This window comes from Micromonospora sp. S4605, assembly GCF_003176715.1.
GTDB lineage: Bacteria > Actinomycetota > Actinomycetes > Mycobacteriales > Micromonosporaceae > Micromonospora > Micromonospora echinaurantiaca.
On record NZ_QGSW01000296.1, the window covers coordinates 21,855 to 42,734 of the forward strand.

Genomic DNA, 20,880 nt, shown 5'->3' on the forward strand with positions numbered 1-20,880 from the left:
CTGGTCGCTGGTCGCTGGTCGGCGGGCGGGCGCCGGCCCTCAGCTCAGGCGCAGGAAGACCGCGACGCCGACGACCAGCACGATCACGCTGACGCCGAGCAGCGTGACGAAGGGGACGACCACCGAGGAGGTGCCGATCCCCGGCGCCTCGACCAGGATCCGGGACGGCCGGGACGGTTCGTGCACCACGGTGACCGGCCCGGGAGCCGCCGACAGCGGGGTCTGCCGCCAGCGTCCCGGCGTCGTGGTCACCTCCCGGCCGTCGGCCGTCCGGAAGCGCACCACCGGGTGGTACGTCCGGGGGCCGTAGCCGAACGTGACGGGTCGCAGTTCCACCACCTCACCCGGCACCCGGGCACCCCGGCGCAGCAGGTCGAGGTCCCGCCGGAACCGGACGACCGCGTAGCTCGCCCCGGACAGGCCCAGCACCGTCATGATCGCCAGCAGCAGGGTCGGCATCGGTCTCCCTTCGGCGCCGTCGGCCGGGCCGCCGTCAGTCCACCCAGTTCAACGTGCGCTCGACCGCCTTGCGCCAGTTGCGCAGCTCCCGGTCGCGGTGCTCGGTGGTCATCGCCGGGGTCCACTGGGCGTCCGAGCTCCACTGCTCGCGCAGGGTCGCCAGGTCCGGCCAGAAGCCGACCGCCAGGCCGGCCGCGTACGCGGCGCCGAGGCAGGTGGTCTCGGTGATCCGGGACCGCACCACCGGCACGTCGAGCACGTCGGCGAGGAACTGCATGAGCAGCCCGTTCGCGGTCATCCCGCCGTCCACCCGCAGCCGGCGCAGCGCGACGTCGGAGTCGGCGTTCATCGCGTCGACCACCTCGCGGGTCTGCCAGGCCGACGCCTCCAGCACCGCCCGGGCCAGGTGCCCCTTGGTGATGTAGCCGGTCAGCCCGGCGATCACGCCCCGGGCGTCGCTGCGCCAGTGCGGGGCGAACAGCCCGGAGAAGGCGGGCACCACATAGCAGCCGCCGTTGTCGGCGACGGTGCCGGCCAGCTCCTCCACCTGGGCCGCGGTGGAGATCAGCCCGAGGTTGTCGCGCAGCCACTGCACCAGCGAGCCGGTCACCGCGATCGCCCCCTCCAGGGCGTACGCGGCGGGTTGGCCGTCGATCCGGTAGGCGACGGTGGTGAGCAGGCCGTGCGCCGAGGAGACCGGGCTGGCGCCGGTGTTGAGCAGCAGGAAGCTGCCCGTGCCGTAGGTGCACTTGGCCTCGCCCGGCTGGAAGCAGGTCTGCCCGAACAGCGCCGCCTGCTGGTCGCCGAGCGCGCTGGCCACCGGCACCCCGGCGAGCAGCCCGGTGGCCTCCCCGTATACCTCGGCGGAGCTGCGGATCTCCGGCAGCATGGCGGCCGGCACGCCCATCGCGTCCAGCAGTTGCGGATCCCAGTCGAGGGTGGACAGATCCATCAGCATGGTGCGGCTGGCGTTGGTCACGTCGGTGACGTGCCGGCCGGTCAGCTTCCAGATCAGCCAACTGTCCATGGTGCCGAAGAGCACCTCGCCGGCCTCGGCGCGCGCCCGCAGGCCCTCGACGTGGTCGAGCAGCCAGCGCAGCTTCGGCCCGGCGAAGTAGGTGGCCAGCGGCAGGCCGGTGCGGGTACGGAACAGCTCCTCGCCGTACGCCTGCGCCAGCTCGCGCAGCAGCGGGCCGGTGCGGGTGTCCTGCCAGACGATCGCGTTGGCCACCGGGCGGCCGGTGGCCCGGTCCCAGACCAGCGTGGTCTCCCGCTGGTTGGTGATCCCGACCGCGGCCAGCCCGGCCGGGTCGGTGCCGGCCGCGTCCAGCGCCTCCCGGACCACCTGCTCGACGTTGCGCCAGATCTCCTCGGCGTCGTGCTCCACCCAGCCCGGTTGCGGGAAGAGCTGCCGGTGCTCGCGCTGCGCCACGGAGACGATCTCCCCGGCCCGGTCGAAGACGATGCACCGCGACGAGGTGGTGCCCTGGTCGATGGCGGCGACGTACTCTCCGGTCACGGCAGCACCGTACCCGGCCCGGCGGCGGTGCGCCGCCCGGCGCCGGGCCCCGGGGCCCCGTCCGGCCCCGGTCCCGTCGGTGATCCGTACGATGTGCAGACGTGCGTGACATCGCCGTGTTCAGCGGAACCGCCCATCCCGAACTCGCCGCCGAGATCTGCGCCCACCTCGGGGTGCCCCTGCACCCGGTGCAGGTGTCCCGGTTCGCCAACGACTGCCTGGAAGTGCAGTTGCAGGCCAACTGCCGGGAGCGGGACGTCTTCCTGATCCAGCCGCTGGTGCCGCCGGTGCAGGAGCACCTGGTGGAGCTGCTGCTCATGATCGATGCCGCCCGGGGCGCCTCGGCCGGCCGGATCACCGTGGTGCTGCCGCACTACGCGTACGCCCGGTCGGACAAGAAGGACGCGCCGCGGATCTCCATCGGCGGTCGGCTGGTGGCCGACCTGCTCACCTCGGCCGGCGCCGACCGGGTGCTGGCGATGACCCTGCACTCGCCGCAGGTGCACGGCTTCTTCAGCGTGCCGGTGGACCACCTGCACGCGCTGCGCGAGCTGGCCGAGCACTTCAGCCGGTACGACCTGGGCAACACAGTGGTGGTCTCGCCGGACCTGGGAAACGCCAAGGAGGCGGCGGCCTTCGCCCGGCGGCTCGGCACCCCGGTGGCGGCCGGGGCGAAGCAGCGGTTCAGCGACGATCGGGTCAAGATCAGCGCGGTGATCGGCGACGTGGCGGACCGGGACGTGATCGTGCTGGACGACGAGATCGCCAAGGGCAGCACGGTGATCGAGCTGATGGAGCACCTGCGCGAGCTGAAGGTCCGCTCGATCCGGCTGGCCTGCACGCACGGCCTCTTCTCCAGCGGCGCGCTGGACCGGCTCAGCGAGCAGGAGGGCGTGTTGGAGATCGTCTGCACCAACACGGTGCCGATCCCGGTCGACAAGCGGGTGCCGAAGCTGAAGGTGCTGTCGGTGGCGCCGGCGCTGGCCGAGGCGATGCGCCGGATCCACAACGGTGAGTCGGTCAGCGCCCTCTTCGCCTGACCGGGACCAGCGCGGCGGGTCCCGGAGCCGCCGGGCCCGGTGACGCCGCCGGGCGCTGTCGCGTCGCCGGACGCTGTCGCGCCGCCGAGCACTGCTGCGCCGCACTGTCGCGCCACCGTCCCGCCCTGGCCGGTCGCGGCCGGCTCGACCGCCGGTCGCGGTCAGTCGCGGCGGTGCCGGCCGATGTGCTCGTGGGCGCCGACACCCGCGCTGATCCGGACGGTCGTGCCGGCGGCACCGGTCTCGACCTCCATGCTGTCGCTGAGCTCGCGGGCCAGCCAGAGCCCCCAGCCGCCGGCGGTGTCCGGCGCCGGCCGGGTCCGGTCGTCCAGCCGCCGGGCGCTGATCCCAGGGCCGTGGTCCGCGACCTCGCAGAGCAGGTGGCCGGCCTGCCGCCACAGCCGCAGCCAGCCCTGCCCGCCACCGTGCCGGACCGCGTTGGTGATCAACTCGTTGACCGCGAGCACGAAGTCGTCCAGCCGCTGCCCGGTCAGCCCGGCGGCACGCACACAGGAGGTGACCGAGTGGCGTAGCTCGGTCACCTGAGCCTGGTCGAAGGCTTCGGCGATCAGGAGGGAGGGTTCGATGGGCACAACCGTACGCGGTGCCGGGGGATCAGCGTTCGTCATGGCCCCGTCCCGCCAGCGGATCTCGGAGTTGTTCGCGGTATTTCCACCGTACGTCACGGTTGGCGCGCCCGCACCGGGCGGGGTGACCGGCTGCGCGGGGCGCTGTGGCATCGTGGCCTGCGTGCCGTCCCCGCCCGGTGGTTTCGAGGTCCCGCTCTGGCGGGCCGTCGCGGTGTTCCGGGTCGCCTCCCTGGCGTACGTCTGCGTGGTGGTGCTCCGCGATGCGGATCGCTACGCCCACCCGCTCGCGGCGGGCGCGGTGGTCCTGGCGATGGCGGCCTGGACCGGGGTGACCGCGGCCGGGTACGCCCGGCCGCGATGGCGGGGTTGGCCGCTGCTCCTGGCCGACCTCGGGGTCGTCCTCGCGATCCTGCTGGTCACCCCGTGGGTGGTCGGGCGCGCGGCGCTCGCCGCCGGGGTGACCACCCTGGCCGTGGCCTGGCTGGGCGGGCCGGTGCTGGCCTGGGCGGTCTCCGGCGGGCGGCGCCGGGGCGCGGTCGCCGCCCTGGTGCTCGGCGCCGCCGACCTGGCGACCCGGGGGATGGTCTCCCCGTCGGCGCTCAACGGCACCATCCTGTTGCTGCTCGCCGGCGTGGTGGTGGGGCACGTGGCCCGGCTCGCGGTGACCGCCGAGGAGCGGCTGCACCGGGCGGTCGAGCTGGAGGCCGCGACCCGGGAGCGGGAGCGGCTGGCCCGGGACATCCACGACTCGGTGCTCCAGGTGCTGGCGCTGGTGCAGCGGCGCGGCGCGCACCTGGACGGCGAGGCCGGCGAGCTGGCCCGCCTCGCCGGCGAGCAGGAGGCGGCGCTGCGAGCCCTGATCGCCGGTACCGGCCCGGTCGCCACCGACGGCGGCCCGGTGGACCTGCGCGCCCTGCTCGGCCGGTACGCCTCGGCGACGGTGTCGCTCTCGGCGCCAGCCACCCCGGTGCCGCTGCCCGGGCCGGTGGCCCACGAGCTGGCCGCCGCCACCGCCGCCGCGCTGGACAACGTCGAGCGGCACGCGGACGGCCGGGCCTGGGTGCTGGTCGAGGACGAGGGGGCGACGGTGACGGTGTCGGTCCGCGACTCCGGACCGGGGTTCCCCGACGGCCGGCTGGCCGAGGCGGCGGCCCAGGGGCGGCTCGGGGTCGCCCGGTCCATCCGGGGCCGCCTCGCCGACCTCGGCGGCACCGTACGGATCACCTCGATGCCCGGCGCCGGCACCGAGGTGGAGTTGACAGTGCCCCGGCCGCCGCGGTGAGCGCGCGGAGTGGGTCGGGTCCGCGAGCCGCGCAGTCGGGAACGGGAGGGGTCACCGTGAGCGTGGACAGGGGGAAACCGTGGCGCGGGTGATGGTGGTGGACGACCACCCGATGTGGCGCGAGGGGGTGGCCCGCGACCTGACCGAGGCCGGCCACCAGGTGGTGGCCACCAGCGGCGAGGGGCGGCAGGCGGTCCGGGTCGCGGCGGCCACCCGGCCGGACGTGGTGGTGCTCGACCTGCAACTGCCGGACATCTCCGGCGTCGAGGTGATCCGGGGGCTGCGCGCGGCGCTACCCGAGGTGCGGGTGCTGATGCTCTCGGCCAGCGGCGAGGCGCAGGGCGTGCTGGACGCGGTGAAGGCCGGCGCCACCGGATACCTGGTGAAGTCCGCCGCCCCGGCCGAGTTCCTGGACGCCGTGCGGCGTACCGCCGCGGGCGAACCGGTCTTCACCCCCGGCCTGGCCGGGCTGGTGCTCGGCGAGTACCGGCGGCTGGCGGCCGAACCGGCCGGGGCCGCGCCGGCGGGCGCCGGTCCGCGGAGCCGGGACGGCGCGGCACCCCGGCTCACCGACCGGGAGACCGAGGTGCTGCGCCTGGTCGCCAAGGGGATGTCGTACAAGCAGATCGCCGAGCGGCTCGGGCTGTCCCACCGGACCGTGCAGAACCACGTGCAGAACACGCTGGGCAAGCTCCAGCTGCACAACCGGGTCGAGCTGACCCGGTACGCAATCGAGCGCGGACTGGACGACTGAGTCAGACCGAGTGCGGCGGACGGGTCTCGTGGATGGCCAGCTCTTCAGCGGTGGCGCCACCGCCGGCCGAGCCCGCGTCGTACGCGACCGAGTCGGTCTCCTGGTCGGTGTGCGCCCCCTCGTCCGGTTCGACCAGCCGCCCCACCTGGGCGTCGGCGACGCTGCCCAACTGGCCGTGGTCGTAGATGGAGACCGGCGACTTCGGGTCCGAGGTCGGGCCCGGGTCGATGACGTCCGCGTCGAGCTGCGCCTGTGCCGCCTGCTCCCGGCTGTCCGCCTCGGCGGCGATGTCCGGGTCGATCGGGCCGGCCAACGGATCGTCGACCGGGCGTTCGAACGACTCCCGGGCCAGCTTGTAGTCGAGCGACTCGCCGTCGAGCTGTTCCTCGGCGGTGGTCCCGAACCGGTCCACCGCCACCGGGTCCCGGTCGGCGGGCAGCTGCGCCGGCTCCGGACCGTCCGCCTCGCGCCCGGTCAGGACGTCGTCTTTGGCGGTCGAGTCGTCGTCGGCGGTGTCGGGCAGCCCCTCCGCCTCGGGATCGGACACGGGGGTCGGGTACTCGTCGTCGCGCATGACCGGTCACTACCCACTCCCGGCACCCCCATAACCGCCACCACCGGCCGCGCAGCCGGTCTTCGGGTCGGATCGGGGACGGCCGACCACACACCGCCCGCCCACTGCGCAACGGTAGCCCGGACCCCGCGCACCCCGCCGGCTGGGCGGCCCCGCCCCGCGCGTACCGCTCCGGTTGGGCGTCAGCCCCGGGCGGCGGCCTCGTCGTCCGGGTGCAGCACGCACCAGACGACCTTGCCGTCCGGGATCGGGCTGCTGCCCCAGCGCCGGGCCACCGTGTCGATGAGCAGCAGGCCCCGGCCGCCGGTCGAGGTCAGCGGGGCCAGCCCGGCGTACGCCGGCTGGCGCGCGGAGTGGTCCCGGACGGCCAGGTGCAACTCGCTGTCGCGGGGCGCCAGCCGGACCGTCATCGGGGTGTGCGCGTGGGCGACCACGTTGTTGACCATCTCGGTGACCGCGATGCAGCCCGGCTCGGCCAGCCGCGGCACCCCCCACCGCTGGCAGCCGTCGGTGACCAGCTGCCGGGCGTGCCGGGCGGCGCCGACCGTCGGCGGCAGGTCGGCGGTCAGCACGGCGGCCATCGGCGCGGCGGCCAGCGCGGCCATCGCCTCGTCCAGGGTCGGCCAGGCGGGCACCCCGGCGACCGTGCCGGACGGGTCGTGCAGCAGCAGGTCGGCGGCGGGCCAGTCGAGGACCTCCCGGCGCACCTCGGCGAAGACCCGGGCGGCCGCGGGCTCGGCCACCCGCAACCCGGAGAGGTCCACCACGACCGGGCCGGGCCGGTCGCTGAGCCGGGCGAGCAGCGCGTCGCGCACCGGGCCGACCCCGGCCGGGTCCAGCACCCCGGTCACCCGGATCACGGCGGACGACCGGTCCGTCTCCACCAGGCAACGCACGTCGGTCGGCATGATCGCCCTATTCTGCCTGCCCGACGCGGACCCCGCATCCGACCGGCCGGCCGGACCCATCAGCGGTCCGTCCGGGTTCGTCGGGCCATCGCGGCGACCGTGCCCACCGCCGTCCCGGCGGCCGCCAGGCCGAAGGCCGCCGTCATCCGCACCAGCTGCCGCCGCCGGCCGTGCCAGCCTCCGTCGCGCTGGGCCGCGGCGTCCGGATCGAAGACGTTTCCGGCGGTGTCCAGCCGGGGCGCCGGCCCGAACTGGGTGCGGTGGGCGTACCAGCCGAGCGTCCGCTCGACCAGGGCCGGGGCGAGCCGCCACTGCAGGCCGATCAGTCGGGCGGCGCCGCCGGCGTACGCCTCCCGGCGCGGACGGCGCAGCATCCGGACGATCGTCTGGGCGACCACCTCCGGCGGGTAGACCGGTGGCGGTGGCACCAGTTCCCGCCCGCTGTGGTTGGCCGCGTGCCGGTAGAACGGGGTGTCGATGGTCGCCGGGAGGACGGTGCAGATCGAGATGTTGCCCCGGCCGGTGACCCGCAGTTCCTGGCGGACCGTGTCGGCCAGCCCGCGGATGCCGTGTTTGGTGGCGTTGTACGCCGACTGGTACGGCATCGCCACCTCGGCCAGCACCGAGGCGTTGTTGACCAGCACCCCGCCGCCGGCCGCCGTCAGGTGGGGCAGCGCGGCCCGGGTGCCGTACACGGCGCCGAGCAGGTTCACCTCCAGCACCCGGCGGAACTCCTGCACCGGGATCTCGTCGAACAGGCCCACCACGCTGACCGCCGCGTTGTTGACCCAGCCGTCGATCCGGCCGAACTCCTCCACCGCCCGGGCGGCCAACCGCTCCATCGCTGCCGGGTCGGTGACGTCGGTCGGCACGACCAGCGCCCGGCCACCCAGGTCACGGCAGTTGCGGGCCACCTCGCGCAGGGCGGTCTCGCTGCGGGCGGCCAGCACCACGGCGGTGCCCCGGCGGGCGAGGGCGTACGCGGTCGCGGTCCCGATCCCGCTGGAGGCTCCGGTGATCACCACGGTGGCGTCGGTGAGGCTGCGGGTGAGCGGCATTCCTGGCCGGTACCCCGGCTGGCCGGGGGTCATGCGACCGGCACCGGTCGGATCCTCGACGCAGGTCGGGCCGCCGGCTGCGCTACACCCGGTGGCGCCCGCGGGGTTGCCGGTGCGGGTGACGGGTGGCCCGCTGAGGCCGGAACAACACTTGCCACCGCGCAACTACCCGCCGGCCTCTTCCCGATCTGCCAGGTTTCGGCTCCCGAGCGCTGGGTTAATGGGACCCTCTGACCGGAGGACCACCGCTGGAGAAGATCGCATGGAGGTGACCCATGCGCGTCGGCCTCGTCTGCGCGCACGCCGGCCCGTCCAGCCACCCCGACGGCCCGGCCGTCGGCACCCACCAGCACATCGCGCGGGTCGCCGCGGAACTGGCCGCACGAGGTCATGACGTCCGGGTGTACGAACGCCGGGACGACCCGGGGCTGCCGGAAACCGCCGACGTGCACGGCTACCGGGTGGAGCGGGTCCCGGTCGGGCCGGCCGCCGTGCTGCCCACCGCCGAACTGGTCCCGTACGTGGCCGAGTTCGGCCGCTGGCTGGCCGACCGCTGGTCGGGCGAGTGGACCCCGGACGTGGTGCACGGGCACTACTGGATCGGCGGGCTGGCCGCCGCGCACGCGGTACGCGAAACGGACATCCCGGTGGTGCAGACCTTCCACTCGCTCGGCGTGGAGCAGCTCCGCCACCTCGGCCAGCAGTACGGCGGCCCCGGCGAGCGGATCCCGCTGGAGCGCGCGCTGACCCGGGCGGTGGACATCGCGGTCGCCCAGTGCAACGACGAGGTCGACGAGCTGACCCGGATGGGCCTGCAACGCACCGCGGTGGCGATGGTGCCGGCCGGGGTCGACACCGAGCAGTTCCACCCCGACGGGGAGGCCGCTCCGCGTGACCAGCGGGCCCGGATCCTCTCCGTCGGCGGCCTCTCGCCCGGCCACGGCCAGGACGACCTGATCCGCGCCATGCGGCTGGTCGGCGACGCCGAACTGGTGATCGCCGGCGGGCCGCCGGCCGAGCAGTTGGCCAACCACGCCGAGGCCCGCCGGCTGCGCGAGCTGGCCGAACAGAACGGGGTGGCCGAGCAGGTGAAGCTGGTCGGCGCGGTGCCGCACGACCAGATGGCCACCTGGTACCGCTCGGCCGACGTGGTGGCCTGCACCCCGCACTACTCCTCGGCGGGCCGGGTGTCGCTGGAGGCGATGGCCTGCGGCGTGCCGGTGGTCGGGTACGCGATGGGCGGCATCGCCGACGCGGTGGTCGACGAGGTCACCGGCCGGCTGGTCCCGCCCGGCGACGTGCGGACGCTGGGCGTGACGCTGCGCCGGCTGCTCGCCGACAACGCCGGCCGGTTCGCGTACGGGCACGCCGCTGTCGACCGGGTGCGGTGCAGCTACACCTGGGAGCGGACAGCCGGCGCCTTGGAGCGGCTCTACGAGCGGGTGGTCCGCCGCCGCAAGCCGGTCGAAGCGGCCTGACCACCCGTCCCGGCGCGGCGGTTCCGACCGCCGGTGGCGCTGCGGCTCAGCCGACCCGGGTGGCCCCGACCAGGGCCCGCTTCCGCTCCCCGGCGACCGCGTGGTGGTGCTGCGGCTCGGCGTACCGGGTCAGCCCGATCACCGCGGCCAGGGTGACCAGGAAACCCACCGCGGCCAGCCACTCCCGGCCCGGCCAGATCTTGTCGTTGAGCAGCAGCAGGCCGATGATCGCCGCAGGCACCGCCCCGGCCGCGTCCATCGCCGCCACCGCCGCCGTGGTGGAGCCGCGCTGCATGGCCAGGCCGAGCAGCAGCTGGCCGACCACGGAGTGCGCGATCAGCAGGTAGAGCAGCGGGTTGCCGAGGAACGCCTCGGCGGTCGGCGCGGACGCCAGTGGCCGGGCCGCGACCGCGGCGGCGGAGAACGCCAGCCCGGCGAGCGAGCCGAGCGCCACCGAACCGGGCGCGCCGTGCAGCCGCACCGCGAAGAAGCCCAGTACCGCGATCCCGAGGAGCGCCACCAGCAGGGCCACCGTGCCGGCCGTACCGAGCTGTCGGGACGGCGCCGGCCGGGCGGCCAGCACCAGCGCCGTGATCCCGCCGAAGAGCAGCACCAGCAGCACCACCTCGGCCACCGGTAGTCGCCACTTCAGCAGCAGTACGCCGAGCAGCGCGGTCACCCCGAGCCCGGCGGCCACGCTGGCCTGGACCAGGAACAGCGGCAGGTCCCGCCGGGCCAGGAAGGCGAGCACGAACCCGACCACCTGGCAGAGCAGCCCGACCAGGTACGTGCGGTGGCCGGCCAGCCGCAGCAGCAGGCCGGGATCGAAGGTGTGGTGCACCGTGGTGCGGGCGGCCGCGACCGACTGGAGCAGGTTGGCGATGCCGTAGGCGACGATCATCGACGCGAGGAAGCACCAGCCGGAGGTGGACACCTGGCGAGGATAGAGGCTGGCCGGGGTCAGCGCGCGGTGGGCCGACCCAGCCGGGCGAGGATGTCGGCGTGCAGCGCGCCGTTGCTGGCCACCACGCTCTGGTCGGCGTCGGTGCCCACCGCGGGGGACGGCGCGCCGTGCAGGTCGGTGATCGTGCCGCCGGCCTCGGTGACGATCGGCACCAGCGCGGCGACGTCCCACAGCGACAGCTCCGGCTCCACCATCACGTCCAGTGCGCCCTCGGCGAGCAGCACGTACCCGTAGAAGTCGCCGTACGCCCGGCTGCGCCAGCTGTCCCGCATGATCCCGAGCATCCCGTCCAGCCGCCCGTTGGCCGTCCAGCCGTCGAGTGACGAGTAGCAGAAGCTGGCGTCGGCGAGCGCGCTCACCCCGGAGACCCGGATCGGGACACCGCCGGCGGCGTCCGGTCCGGCGTACGCCCCCGCCCCGCGGGCGGCCCACCAGCGACGACCCAGCGCCGGAGCGGAGACCAGCCCGACCACCGGCCGGCCCCCCTCCAGCAGGGCGATCAGGGTGGCCCAGATCGGCACCCCGCGGATGTAGTTCTTGGTGCCGTCGATCGGGTCGACCACCCACTGCCGGTCGTCCGGGCCGGTGGCCGGCGCCACGCCGTACTCCTCACCGAGCAGCCCGTCGGTTGGGCGGTGCTCGGCGAGCAGCGCCCGGATCGCCCGCTCCGTGGCGGTGTCCGCGTCGGAGACCGGAGTCAGGTCGGGCTTCGCCTCGACCCGCAGGTCGAGCGCGCCGAACCGGGCCGTCGACACCGCGTCGGCGGCGTCCGCGAGCAGGTGGGCGAGGGCGAGGTCGTCGGCGTACCCGGTCATGTGGGCAACCTAGCCGATCCGGCGTCAGCCGCCGGTCGGCGGCTCGCCACGCTGCTCGGGCTCGCCGCGCGGGTCGCCCTCACCGGCCCGCGAGGTCAGCAGCCGGCGGTACGACGCCAGTCGGCGCGGGTCGGCCTTGCCGGCGGCCACCCAGGCGTCGAGGCCGCAGTCCGGCGCCTCGGCGGTGTGCGGGCAGTTGGCCGGGCAGTCGACGGTGCCCTCCACCAGGTCGGGGAAGCCGTGCAGCAGGCTGTCGGCGGAGACGTGCGCCAGCCCGAAGCTGCGCACCCCGGGAGTGTCGATGATCCAGCCCGGGTCGCCGTCGGCGTCGCCGGCCGGTGCCGGTGGCAGCCGCAGCGCCACCGCGCTGGTCGAGGTGTGCCGCCCCCGGCCGATCGCGCTGACCTCGCCGACCGCCCGGGCGGCCTCCGGCACCAGCCGGTTGACCAGCGTCGACTTGCCCACCCCGGAGTGCCCGACCATGACCGAGACCCGCCCGGCGAGCAGGCTGCGCAGGGCGTCCAGCTCGGCGTCCGGCTGGATCAGCACATACGGCAGCTCCAGCTCGGTGTAGTAGCCGAGCACCGCCTCCGGGCCGGCCAGGTCGGCCTTGGTCAGGCAGAGCAGCGGCTCGATGTCGGCGTCGTACGCGGCCACCAGGCAACGGTCGATGAACCCGGTGCGCGGCGGCGGGTCGGCCAGCGCGCTGACGATCACCAACTGGTCGGCGTTGGCCACCACCACCCGCTCCAGCCGCCCCTCGGCGGTGGTCGCGTCGTCCTCGGCGGTGCGCCGCAGCACCGAGCGCCGCTCGGCGATCCGGACGATCCGGGCCAGCGCGCCGGCCGCCCCGGAGGTGTCCCCGACCAGGCCGACCCGGTCGCCGACCACCACCGACTTGCGGCCCAGCTCGCGGGCCCGCATCGCGGTGACCGTCGGTGCGTCCGGCCCGGCGTCGGGCAGCACGCAGGTGTAGCGGCCCCGGTCGACGGCGATGACGAAGCCGTCCACCGCGTCGGCGTGCCGGGGTCGGGTGCGGGTACGCGGGCGCGAGGACTTCCCGGGCCGGACCCGTACGTCGTCCTCGTCGTACTCCCGCCGCCTGGTCGCCAGGACCCGTCCCCTCTACCCGTCAGCTCTTGCCGGTCACCATTGCTGACCATAGTGCCGGGAACTCGGGCATGGTCTTCGAGGTACACGCCACGTCGTCGAGTTCGATGCCGGGCACGGCGAGCCCGGCCACCGCGGCGGCGTGCGCCATCCGGTGGTCGGCGTAGGTGCGGAACACCCCGCCGCGCAGCGGGCGGGGGCGGATCTCCAGCCCGTCGTGGGACTCGGTGAGGTCGGCGCCGAGCGCGCTGAACTCCCGGGCCAGCGCGGCGATCCGGTCGGTCTCGTGGCCCCGGATGTGCGCCACCCCGGTGAACCGGGACGGCGAGTCGGCCAGCAGGGCCAGCGCGGCCAGCGCCGGGGTCAGCTCGCTGACGTCGGAGAGGTCGGCGGCCAGGCCGTGCACGACGCCGGTGCCCCGCACGGTCAGCCCGGCGGTGGAGAGGGTCACCTCGCCCCCCATCAGCTGGAGCAGTTCGCGCAGCCGCTCCACCGGCTGGGCGCTGCTGCGCGGCCAGCCCTGCAACGTCACCTCGCCGCCGGTGACCAGGGCGGCGGCGAAGAACGGCACCGCGCCGGAGAGGTCGGGCTCGATCGTCCAGCCGCGCCCGGTGAGCGGGCCCGGCTCGACCGTCCAGACGTCGGGGGTGGTGTCGTCCACCGCCGCGCCGGCGGCGCGCAGCATCTGCACGGTCATCCGCAGGTGCGGCGCGGAGGGCACCGGCGGGCCGACGTGCCGGACCACCACCCCCCGGTCGAAGCGCGGGGCGGCCAGCAGCAGCCCGGAGACCAGCTGGCTGGAGGCGGAGGCGTCGATGACCACCTCACCCCCGGCGACCCGCCCGGCGCCGAGCACGGTCAGCGGCAGGCTGCCGGAGGGCGGGGTGTCGATCCGTACGCCGAGCGAGCGCAGCGCGCCGATCAGCGGCCCGAGCGGGCGGATCCGGGCCTGCGGGTCGCCGTCGAAGGTGATCCGCCCGTCGGCCAGCCCGGCCACCGGCGGGACGAAGCGCATCACCGTGCCGGCCAGGCCGACGTCGACGTGGGCCGGGCCGACCAGCCGGTGCGGCCGGACCAGCCAGCGGTCGTCGTCGCTGATCGACATGTGCGCGCCCATCGCCCGCAGCCCGGCGGCCATCAGCTCGGTGTCCCGGGCGCGCAGCGGCCCGGCCAGCGTCGACGGCCCGCTGGCCAGCGCGCTGAGCACCAGGGCACGGGCGGTCATCGACTTGGAGCCGGGCAGCCGCACGCTGGCCGCGACCGGATCGGAGGCGGTCGGTGCGGTCCACGGCTGCGGCGGCCGGGTCGCTGTCAGGTTCCCCACGGTTACATTCTGCCGTGTCGGCCGACCGGTGGCGCCGGCCGATCCGTGCGCTCCCGGTTGGCGGGACAGCCGAGCGGCGGCCGGCGGGACAGCCGAGCGGCGGCCGGCGGGATAGCGTGTGCGACATGTGCGGGAGGTACGCGACGACCCGGAGCGCGGGCGACCTGAGCGCGCTGTTCGAGTCGTACGACGACACCGACGGCCGGCTCGCTCCCGACCACAACGTGGCGCCGACCGATCCGGTGCCGCTGGTCCGGGTCACCCCCGACGGGCACCGCGCGCTGTCCGTCGGCCGCTGGGGGCTGGTGCCGGCGTGGTCCCGGTCGCCGGCCGGCGCTGCTCGCATGATCAACGCGCGGTCCGAGACCGTCGCCACCAGCCGGGCGTACGCGGGCGCGTTCGCCCGCCGCCGCTGTCTCGTCCCGGCCGACGGCTGGTACGAGTGGGTTCGCCTGGCGGGCGGCGGCAAGCAGGCCTACTACATGACCCCGCTGGACGGCTCGGTGCTCGCCTTCGCCGGCATCTGGTCGGTCTGGGAGGGCTCGGCCGGGCCGTTGCTGACCTGCAGCGTGCTGACCACCGCCGCGCTCGGCGAGCTGGCCGAGGTGCACGACCGGATGCCGCTGCTGCTGCCGCGCGAGCGGTGGGCGGGGTGGCTGGCCCCGGGCGGCGAGCCGGACGCGCTGCTCAGCCCGCCGCCGCTGGACTGGCTCGGTGGGCTGGAGATCCGCCCGGTGGGCCTGGCGGTCGGCGACGTCCGCAACGACGGCCCGGAGCTGACCGCCCGGGTGCCGCTGGCGCGATCCGCCGAGCCGGAGGAATTGACGCTGTTCTGACGCCGTCGGCACATTGTCGCCGACTGATTTGCCAGTGTTGCGGGTGAATCGTCGCCCGAATATTCCGCCAACTTTACGGCAGAGTCTTGTCCCGGCCTCCGGAAGTGCGATACAACACAGCGCCGGTGGTGGCTGTCGATCCGCACGGGGTGGACGACGGCCATCGATCTTGCCGGTCCCACGGGGGAGGTGGGTGGATGACACGGGCACGTATGCCCCGCCCGCACGAGGTGGCCGCCGCACGACGAGATCCGCGACTGCTGCGTGCGTTGCGGGAGCGGCGCCAGGACGAGGCATGGCGGACCAGAGGAACCTGCCAGAGCGTCGACCCGGAAACGTTCTTTCCGGCGCCGAACGAGCCGGCGGACGCCGCGATCGCGCTCTGCCGCAGCTGTGACGTGCAGGGCTCCTGCCTGGCCTGGGCGCTGGAGGTGGGCGACTGCCACGGGGTGTGGGGCGGCACCACCCCGCGCGAACGGCGGGCGATGCTGGTCGCCTGGCGCTCCGAGGTGCAGCCCGATCCGGACGCCGCCGACGAGGCCGGGCCGCCGGTACGGGACCGCCTGCTCACCCTGGTGCCGCTGAGCTGACCGCCGACTGAGTCGACCGCGACCGGCCCGTGGATCACGGGCCGGTCGTTCGTCGTGGGTCGTCCGGCGTCGGGTCCACCCCGGTCGGGCGGCGGGCCCGCCGGGACTCCGCGGCCGGACCCGCGGCGCGGGGCGCAGAATGAGCCGGTGCCGACCAGCGACGACATCGCCACGCCACGGGGCCCCGCCCGGGTGGACACCGACCTGCCCGCCGGGCCGCCGGCCGCCCTGCTGGTGCTCGGGCACGGCGCGGGCGGCGCGGTTGACGCGCCGGACCTACTGGCGGTCCGCGACGCGGCGGTCGGCGCCGGGCTGGTGGTGTGCCGGGTGACCCAGCCCTATCGGGTCGCCGGTCGCCGCGCGCCCGCTCCGGCCGGGCACCTCGACGAGGCGTGGACCGCGGTGCTGGCCGTGCTGCGGGACCGGCATCCCGGCGTACCGCTGCTGGTGGGTGGCCGGTCCAGCGGCGCGCGGGTGGCCTGCCGCACCGCGCGTGCGACGGGCGCCGCCGGCGTGCTGGCGCTGGCGTTCCCGCTGCACCCGCCCGGGCGGCCGGAGCGGTCCCGGGCGGCGGAGCTGGCGACCGGCCTGCCGACGCTGGTGGTCAACGGCGACCGTGACCCGTTCGGGGTGCCCGAGCCGGGGGCGGCGGTGCGCGTGGTGACCCGACCGGGGCAGCGGCACGACCTGCGCGGCGATCCGGCCGGTACGGCCGCCGTGGTGCTCGGCTGGCTGCGCGAGCGGGGCTGGGCGGTGACCTGACCCGGGCGACCCGGCGCGCCGGGCGGGCCGTTTCCGTCGGCGGAGCCGGGTCGTTGCACCGGTTGGTGCCGTTCGCCCGGTTCGGGCGGCGGCACCGGTCCTCCCAGGCCCTTCCTGGTCCCAGCGCCGGTCCCGACCGGGGCCGGGACCAGGAACGGGGGCCGGAGCCGGAATGATCGGGCCGGCGGTTCGCGTTGCACCCCGCGGACGACATTTCTGGCGAGGGGGGTGACCGGTGCCGACCGAGACACGGGCCCGGGAACGGGACGAGCGGGAAGCACGGCGGCTGCGTCAACTGCTGGACGGTCCGGACTGGCCCGCGGCGGTGCCGCCGGCCGGTTCGGCGGTGAGCACCGGCACACCCGACGGAAGTGGATCTGCCACCCCGTCGGGACGCGTATCCTCGGCGGGAAAGCATCCGACGCGAGGGGATGTGCGGTTGACCACCGAGAAGACGGACGAGCGCAGGGCCCGCTTCGAGCGGGACGCGATGCCCTTCGTCGATCAGCTCTACGCTGCCGGACTGCGGATGACCCGCAACCCGGCGGATGCCGAGGACCTGGTCCAGGAGACCTACCTGAAGGCGTACGCCGCCTTCCACCAGTTCGAGCAGGGCACCAACCTGAAGGCCTGGCTCTACCGGATCCTGACCAACACCTACATCAACTCCTACCGCAAGCGGCAGCGCCAGCCGATCCAGGCGCCGACCGAGGAGATCACCGACTGGCAGCTCGCCGAGGCCGAGTCGCACACCTCCAGCGGGCTGCGCTCGGCCGAGACCGAGGCGCTGGACCGGCTGCCGGACAGCGACGTCAAGGAGGCCCTCCAGCAGTTGCCGGAGGAGTTCCGCCTGGCGGTCTACCTCACCGACGTCGAGGGCTTCTCCTACAAGGAGGTCGCCGACATCATGGGCACGCCGATCGGCACGGTGATGTCGCGCCTGCACCGCGGCCGTCGTAATCTGCGCAAGCTGCTCGAGCAGTACGCGGCCGAGCGCGGCTTCAGCGCCGCCTCGTCGTCGAAGGGCTCGACCGCGGCCGCCGGCCGGGAGGTGTGACGTGAGCTGTGGGAAGCCGCACGAGACGGACTGCCGCGAGGTGCTCGAGGAGGTCTACCTCTACCTCGACCTCGAGTGCGCCGAGGAGCGGCGCACGCTGATCCGCTACCACCTCGACGAGTGTGGACCCTGCCTGCGCGAGTACGGCATCGAGCAGGAGGTCCGGGCGCTGGTCGCCCGCTGCTGCGGCAACGAGACCGCGCCCGAGCAGTTGCGCGAGCGGCTCCGGGTCCGGATCTCCGAGCTGGTGGTCTTCGAGAGCAGCGAGTCGCGGGAACTGACCGACTGAGCTCGGCGTGACGACGGAAAACCGGTGGCCCGGGTCGAGATCGACCCGGGCCACCGGTGTCTCCGGCATCGGGCCGGTGCGGTTCGCCGCCCCAACCCCGCCGGCACGCCGCTCAGGAGTTGGGGCGCTTGCCGTGGTTGGCGTTGCTCTTCTTGCGGGCCTTCTTCTTCCGGGCCTTCTTCGCCATGGTGACCTCCTCGTGATGGTCGGATCCGCCTGCGCACGACCTCGGCGCCGGTGCACGCACCGGTCCGCCCGGCGCCAGGTCCGACCTGCTGATGCTAGTGCGGCGGGCACCCACCGCCGTCGCCCGGGGCGGCAGCGGTACGCCCCGCCGTCAGCCGCCCGCTCCGCGCCCGCGGGCGCCGCGCTCATGATTGGATACGTCGGCAGGTAACCCGCGAGAGGGAGGGCCGGAGATGGCCGAGGAGATCCGCGCCGAGATGGTGGCGAACGTCTGGAAGGTCGTCGCGTCGGCCGGGGACACCGTGTCCGAGGGGGACACCCTGGTCATCCTGGAGTCGATGAAGATGGAGATCCCGGTCGTAGCGGAGTCCGACGGCGTGGTGCGGCAGCTCGCCGTGAACGAGGGTGACGTGGTGCAGGACGGCGACCTGATCGCGGTGATCGATTGAGTGGCCTGCTGGTCCGCCGGGCCACCCCGGCCGACTTCCCGGCGGTGGCCCGGCTGACGGTGGCCGCGTACGAGGCGGACGGGCAGCTCAAGGGCGAGCACGGCTACGCCGCGACGCTGGCCGACGTGGCGACCCGGGCGGAGCACGGCGAGGTGCTGGTCGCCGTCGACGAGGCCACCGGCGAGACGCTCGGCTCGGTGACCTTCGTGCTGCCCGGCACCCGGTACGCCGAGCTGTCCGCCCCGGGCGAGGCGGAGTTCCGGATGCTCGCCGTGGACCCGGCCGCCCAGGGGCGCGGCGTCGGGCTCGCCCTGGTCGACGCCTGCGTGGCGCGGGCGACCGAGCTGAGCTGCTCGGCCGTGGTGATCTGCGTACGCAGCGGCTTCGCCACCGCGGCTCACCGCCTCTACCAGCGGCGCGGCTTCGTCCGGACGCCCCAGCTGGACTGGTCGCCGGTGCCCGGGGTGGAACTGCTCGGCCTGCGCCTCGACCTCACCCCGGCCGACTGACCCGCGCTCCCGGCGGCTTCGCAGGGGCTGGACCGCGCCGGCGGCTGTCCGGCTGGCCGGCAGGCGGCCCGGCCCGGGGCTACCGGGCGGGTCCGGCCGGCTGGCCGATGGGGGCGAGCAGCTCGTCGGCGACCTCCAGGGCGATCCGCCGCCGCTCCTCGTCGCTGATGTGCGGGGTGCGGACGGCGAACCAGCTGCTGTGCACGGCGAAGAGCGACAGCGCCGCGCGCAGCTGCGCCGCCGGTGAGTCGTCGCCCCGGAACAGCGCCTCGGCCAGCTTCATCATCCGGCCGCGCATCTGCTGCCCGGCGGAGAGGCTCTTGAGCACCGTCTGGTTCTGCTCGAAGAACCGCATCACCGAGGGCTTCTCGCTGGCGAACATCGCGTCGGCGTAGCGGGCGATCAGCGCCCGCCGGGTCTCCAGGGTGGCGGGCTGGGCCTCGGCCCAGGCGATGAGCTCGTCGATCAGCTCCAGCCGGTCCTCGACGAAGCTGGTGACGATCTCGTCCTTGCTCTTGAAGTGGTAGTAGAGCGCAGCCTTGGTCACCTCGAGCCGCTCGGCGATCTCCCGCAGCGAGGTCTTCTCGTACCCCTGCTCGGTGAAGAGCTCCAGTGCGACGGCCTTGATCCGCTCCCGCGTGCCGCCTGTGCTCTCCCTCACCAACACACCTCAATCCGCTTGACCGGCTGCTCTGCCCAACTTACCGTCCGGCTAGTAAGGTAGCTAGCCGGTCGGCAAGTAAGTGCGTCACTTCTCGGGGGGAGCTTACCCATGACTCAGGCCACCCAGGCCGTGCGACGACCCAACGTGCGGGTCGTGCTCTTCGGTCTGATGATCGCCATGATGCTGGCGATGCTCGACAACATGATCGTCAGCACCGCGCTGCCGCGGATCGTGGGCGAGTTCGGCGGGCTGGACCACTTCACCTGGGTGGTCACCGCGTACGTGCTGGGTACCACCGTCTCCACCCCGATCTGGGGCAAGCTCGGTGACCTCTACGGCCGCAAGTCGGTCTTCCTCACCTCCGTGGTGATCTTCCTGGTCGGTTCGGCGCTCTGCGGCATGGCCGGCTCCGAGATGTTCGGCGGTCCCGGCGACGGCATGGTCGAGCTGATCGCCTTCCGGGCCGTCCAGGGCCTCGGCGCGGGTGGCCTGATGGTCGGCGTGATGGCGATCATCGGCGACCTGGTGCCGCCCCGGGAGCGGGGCCGCTACCAGGGCATGATCGCCGGCATCATGGCGATCGCCATGGTGGCCGGCCCGCTGGTCGGCGGCTTCATCACCGACCACCTCTCCTGGCGGTGGGCGTTCTACGTCAACCTGCCGCTGGGCGGCGTCGCGCTGCTGGTCCTCGCCACCACCATGCACCTGCCCAGGTACCGGACCGAGCACCGGATCGACTGGCTCGGCGCCGGGCTGCTGTCGGTCGGCATCACCGCGATCGTGCTCATCACCACCTGGGGTGGCAACGAGTACGACTGGACCTCGCCGCAGATCCTCGGCCTGGCCGTGCTCGCCGTGCTGGCGCTGGCGGCCTTCGGCGTGGTCGAGCGGCGGGCCGCCGAGCCGATCCTGCCGCTGGGGCTCTTCGCCAACCGCAACTTCGCGCTGATCTCGGTGATCGGCTTCCTGCTCGGCTTCGCGATGTTCGGCGCGATGAACTTCCTGCCGCTCTACCAGCAGACCGTGCAGGGCGCCTCGGCGACCAACTCCGGGTTGCTGCTGCTCCCGCTGATGTTCGGCATGCTGGTGGTCTCGCTGCTGGTCGGCCGGGCGATCACCCGGACCGGGCGGTACCGCAGCTACCCGATCATCGGTGGCGCGGTGATGGTCGCGGGCATGGCCCTGCTGACCCTGCTCGACGTGCACACCGGCAAGCTGGAGTCCTCGTTCTACATGGTCGTGCTCGGCGTCGGCATGGGCTTCCTCATGCAGACCTCGATGCTCATCGCGCAGAACAGCGTGGAGCAGAAGGACCTGGGCGCGGCGAGTGGCGCGGCCACCTTCTTCCGCTCGATCGGCGGCTCGTTCGGCATCTCGCTGTTCGGCGCGATCTTCGCCAACCGGCTGGCCGACTCCCCGGCCGGCGGCGCCTTCACCGGCGGCGGTGGTGAGGCCGGGGTCGGGATGGACCTGGCGCAGCTCAAGCAGCTGCCGGCGCAGGCCCGCGAGTTGGTGCTCGGCGGCCTCGCCGACGCCATCTCGCACGTCTTCTGGTGGGCGGTGCTGTGCACCGTGGCGGTGCCGGTGCTGGCCTGGTTCATCAAGGAGATCCCGCTGCGCACCGCCAACGAACCCCCAACCCCCCACCCCACCGAAAACGACC

At 74.4% G+C, this 20,880-nt stretch carries 23 protein-coding genes and 1 pseudogene; 12 read left to right on the forward strand and 12 right to left on the reverse strand.

The features are described 5' to 3' along the window. Positions 1-39: 39 nt before the first annotated feature. A complete protein-coding gene (locus DLJ47_RS26520; protein ID WP_109903873.1) occupies positions 40-459 on the reverse strand; it encodes a DUF3592 domain-containing protein in 420 nt (139 codons plus the stop codon). 34 nt (positions 460-493) lie between these two features. Then, positions 494-1,978 (reverse strand): glycerol kinase GlpK, encoded by a 1,485-nt coding sequence (gene glpK, locus DLJ47_RS26525; RefSeq protein ID WP_109903875.1) that lies wholly within the window; start codon positions 1,976-1,978, stop codon positions 494-496. Between the two features lie 101 nt (positions 1,979-2,079). On the opposite strand from glpK, the gene DLJ47_RS26530 reads away from it, so the two are divergent. After that, positions 2,080-3,018 (forward strand): ribose-phosphate diphosphokinase, encoded by a 939-nt coding sequence (locus DLJ47_RS26530; protein WP_088992085.1) that lies wholly within the window; start codon positions 2,080-2,082, stop codon positions 3,016-3,018. Positions 3,019-3,179: 161 nt separating this feature from the next. Here the strand turns inward: DLJ47_RS26530 and DLJ47_RS26535 are convergent, their stop codons facing one another. Continuing rightward, complete coding sequence (locus DLJ47_RS26535) at positions 3,180-3,647, reverse strand: ATP-binding protein (RefSeq protein WP_109903877.1); 468 nt, start codon at positions 3,645-3,647, stop codon at positions 3,180-3,182. 121 nt (positions 3,648-3,768) lie between these two features. Here DLJ47_RS26535 and macS point away from each other — a divergent pair, with 121 nt between their 5' ends. Both macS and DLJ47_RS26545 read left to right on the forward strand, forming a co-directional pair. Continuing rightward, positions 3,769-4,890, forward strand: coding sequence for a MacS family sensor histidine kinase (macS, locus tag DLJ47_RS26540; RefSeq protein ID WP_233258029.1), 1,122 nt, complete (start codon positions 3,769-3,771; stop codon positions 4,888-4,890). Positions 4,891-4,981: 91 nt separating this feature from the next. Next, positions 4,982-5,644 carry a response regulator gene (locus tag DLJ47_RS26545; RefSeq protein WP_088997416.1) on the forward strand — a complete coding sequence of 221 codons (663 nt, stop codon included), beginning with the start codon at positions 4,982-4,984 and terminating at the stop codon, positions 5,642-5,644. A gap of 1 nt (position 5,645) precedes the next feature. Here the strand turns inward: DLJ47_RS26545 and DLJ47_RS26550 are convergent, their stop codons facing one another. From DLJ47_RS26550 to DLJ47_RS26560, 3 genes are all read right to left on the reverse strand, one after another. Next, on the reverse strand, positions 5,646-6,218 hold the full coding sequence (locus DLJ47_RS26550) for a DUF5709 domain-containing protein (protein ID WP_109903881.1): 573 nt from the start codon (positions 6,216-6,218) through the stop codon (positions 5,646-5,648). A 182-nt stretch (positions 6,219-6,400) separates the two neighbouring features. Further along, positions 6,401-7,126, reverse strand: coding sequence for an ATP-binding protein (locus DLJ47_RS26555; protein WP_233258030.1), 726 nt, complete (start codon positions 7,124-7,126; stop codon positions 6,401-6,403). 59 nt (positions 7,127-7,185) lie between these two features. Next, the gene (locus DLJ47_RS26560; RefSeq protein WP_109903885.1) at positions 7,186-8,184 is read right to left on the reverse strand and encodes an SDR family oxidoreductase; all 999 of its coding nucleotides are present in this window, start codon (positions 8,182-8,184) and stop codon (positions 7,186-7,188) included. Between the two features lie 275 nt (positions 8,185-8,459). On the opposite strand from DLJ47_RS26560, the gene DLJ47_RS26565 reads away from it, so the two are divergent. Then, positions 8,460-9,662 (forward strand): glycosyltransferase, encoded by a 1,203-nt coding sequence (locus DLJ47_RS26565; RefSeq protein WP_109903887.1) that lies wholly within the window; start codon positions 8,460-8,462, stop codon positions 9,660-9,662. On the opposite strand, the pseudogene DLJ47_RS26570 reads toward DLJ47_RS26565, so the two are convergent. The 4 genes and pseudogenes from DLJ47_RS26570 to aroA form a co-directional block, all read right to left on the reverse strand. After that, positions 9,617-10,563 (reverse strand): annotated as a pseudogene (locus DLJ47_RS26570) (hypothetical protein). The gene DLJ47_RS26565 and the pseudogene DLJ47_RS26570 overlap by 46 nt on opposite strands. Before the next feature lie 59 nt (positions 10,564-10,622). Further along, the gene (hisN, locus tag DLJ47_RS26575; RefSeq protein WP_109903891.1) at positions 10,623-11,441 is read right to left on the reverse strand and encodes a histidinol-phosphatase; all 819 of its coding nucleotides are present in this window, start codon (positions 11,439-11,441) and stop codon (positions 10,623-10,625) included. 24 nt (positions 11,442-11,465) lie between these two features. Beyond that, the gene (gene rsgA, locus DLJ47_RS26580) at positions 11,466-12,452 is read right to left on the reverse strand and encodes a ribosome small subunit-dependent GTPase A (RefSeq protein WP_233258031.1); all 987 of its coding nucleotides are present in this window, start codon (positions 12,450-12,452) and stop codon (positions 11,466-11,468) included. Between the two features lie 121 nt (positions 12,453-12,573). Further along, the gene (gene aroA, locus DLJ47_RS26585) at positions 12,574-13,875 is read right to left on the reverse strand and encodes a 3-phosphoshikimate 1-carboxyvinyltransferase (protein WP_109903895.1); all 1,302 of its coding nucleotides are present in this window, start codon (positions 13,873-13,875) and stop codon (positions 12,574-12,576) included. 125 nt (positions 13,876-14,000) lie between these two features. On the opposite strand from aroA, the gene DLJ47_RS26590 reads away from it, so the two are divergent. From DLJ47_RS26590 to rsrA, 5 genes are all read left to right on the forward strand, one after another. Further along, the gene (locus DLJ47_RS26590) at positions 14,001-14,711 is read left to right on the forward strand and encodes an SOS response-associated peptidase (protein ID WP_109903897.1); all 711 of its coding nucleotides are present in this window, start codon (positions 14,001-14,003) and stop codon (positions 14,709-14,711) included. Positions 14,712-14,908: 197 nt separating this feature from the next. After that, on the forward strand, positions 14,909-15,301 hold the full coding sequence (locus tag DLJ47_RS26595) for a WhiB family transcriptional regulator (protein WP_088992097.1): 393 nt from the start codon (positions 14,909-14,911) through the stop codon (positions 15,299-15,301). A 147-nt stretch (positions 15,302-15,448) separates the two neighbouring features. Next, positions 15,449-16,063: an alpha/beta hydrolase family protein gene (locus tag DLJ47_RS26600; RefSeq protein WP_109903899.1), complete on the forward strand. Its 615-nt coding sequence runs from the start codon at positions 15,449-15,451 to the stop codon at positions 16,061-16,063. Positions 16,064-16,298: 235 nt separating this feature from the next. After that, a complete protein-coding gene (locus DLJ47_RS26605) occupies positions 16,299-17,120 on the forward strand; it encodes a sigma-70 family RNA polymerase sigma factor (protein WP_109903901.1) in 822 nt (273 codons plus the stop codon). Between the two features lies 1 nt (position 17,121). Next, positions 17,122-17,409, forward strand: coding sequence for a mycothiol system anti-sigma-R factor (gene rsrA / locus DLJ47_RS26610; protein WP_088992100.1), 288 nt, complete (start codon positions 17,122-17,124; stop codon positions 17,407-17,409). 112 nt (positions 17,410-17,521) lie between these two features. On the opposite strand, the gene DLJ47_RS37925 is transcribed toward rsrA, so the two are convergent. Beyond that, positions 17,522-17,596 carry a 50S ribosomal protein bL37 gene (locus DLJ47_RS37925; protein WP_373292824.1) on the reverse strand — a complete coding sequence of 25 codons (75 nt, stop codon included), beginning with the start codon at positions 17,594-17,596 and terminating at the stop codon, positions 17,522-17,524. 232 nt (positions 17,597-17,828) lie between these two features. On the opposite strand from DLJ47_RS37925, the gene DLJ47_RS26615 reads away from it, so the two are divergent. Continuing rightward, positions 17,829-18,044: a biotin/lipoyl-binding carrier protein gene (locus DLJ47_RS26615; RefSeq protein ID WP_088992101.1), complete on the forward strand. Its 216-nt coding sequence runs from the start codon at positions 17,829-17,831 to the stop codon at positions 18,042-18,044. After that, positions 18,041-18,553: a GNAT family N-acetyltransferase gene (locus DLJ47_RS26620; protein ID WP_109903903.1), complete on the forward strand. Its 513-nt coding sequence runs from the start codon at positions 18,041-18,043 to the stop codon at positions 18,551-18,553. Before DLJ47_RS26615 ends, DLJ47_RS26620 begins: the two co-directional genes overlap by 4 nt. A 79-nt stretch (positions 18,554-18,632) precedes the next feature. Here DLJ47_RS26620 and DLJ47_RS26625 read toward each other — a convergent pair whose 3' ends face one another. Further along, positions 18,633-19,214, reverse strand: coding sequence for a TetR/AcrR family transcriptional regulator (locus tag DLJ47_RS26625; protein WP_109903911.1), 582 nt, complete (start codon positions 19,212-19,214; stop codon positions 18,633-18,635). A gap of 111 nt (positions 19,215-19,325) precedes the next feature. Between DLJ47_RS26625 and DLJ47_RS26630 the strand changes: the two genes are divergently transcribed. Further along, on the forward strand, positions 19,326-20,880 hold a 1,555-nt coding region (locus tag DLJ47_RS26630; RefSeq protein WP_109903913.1), incomplete at its 3' end, for an MDR family MFS transporter.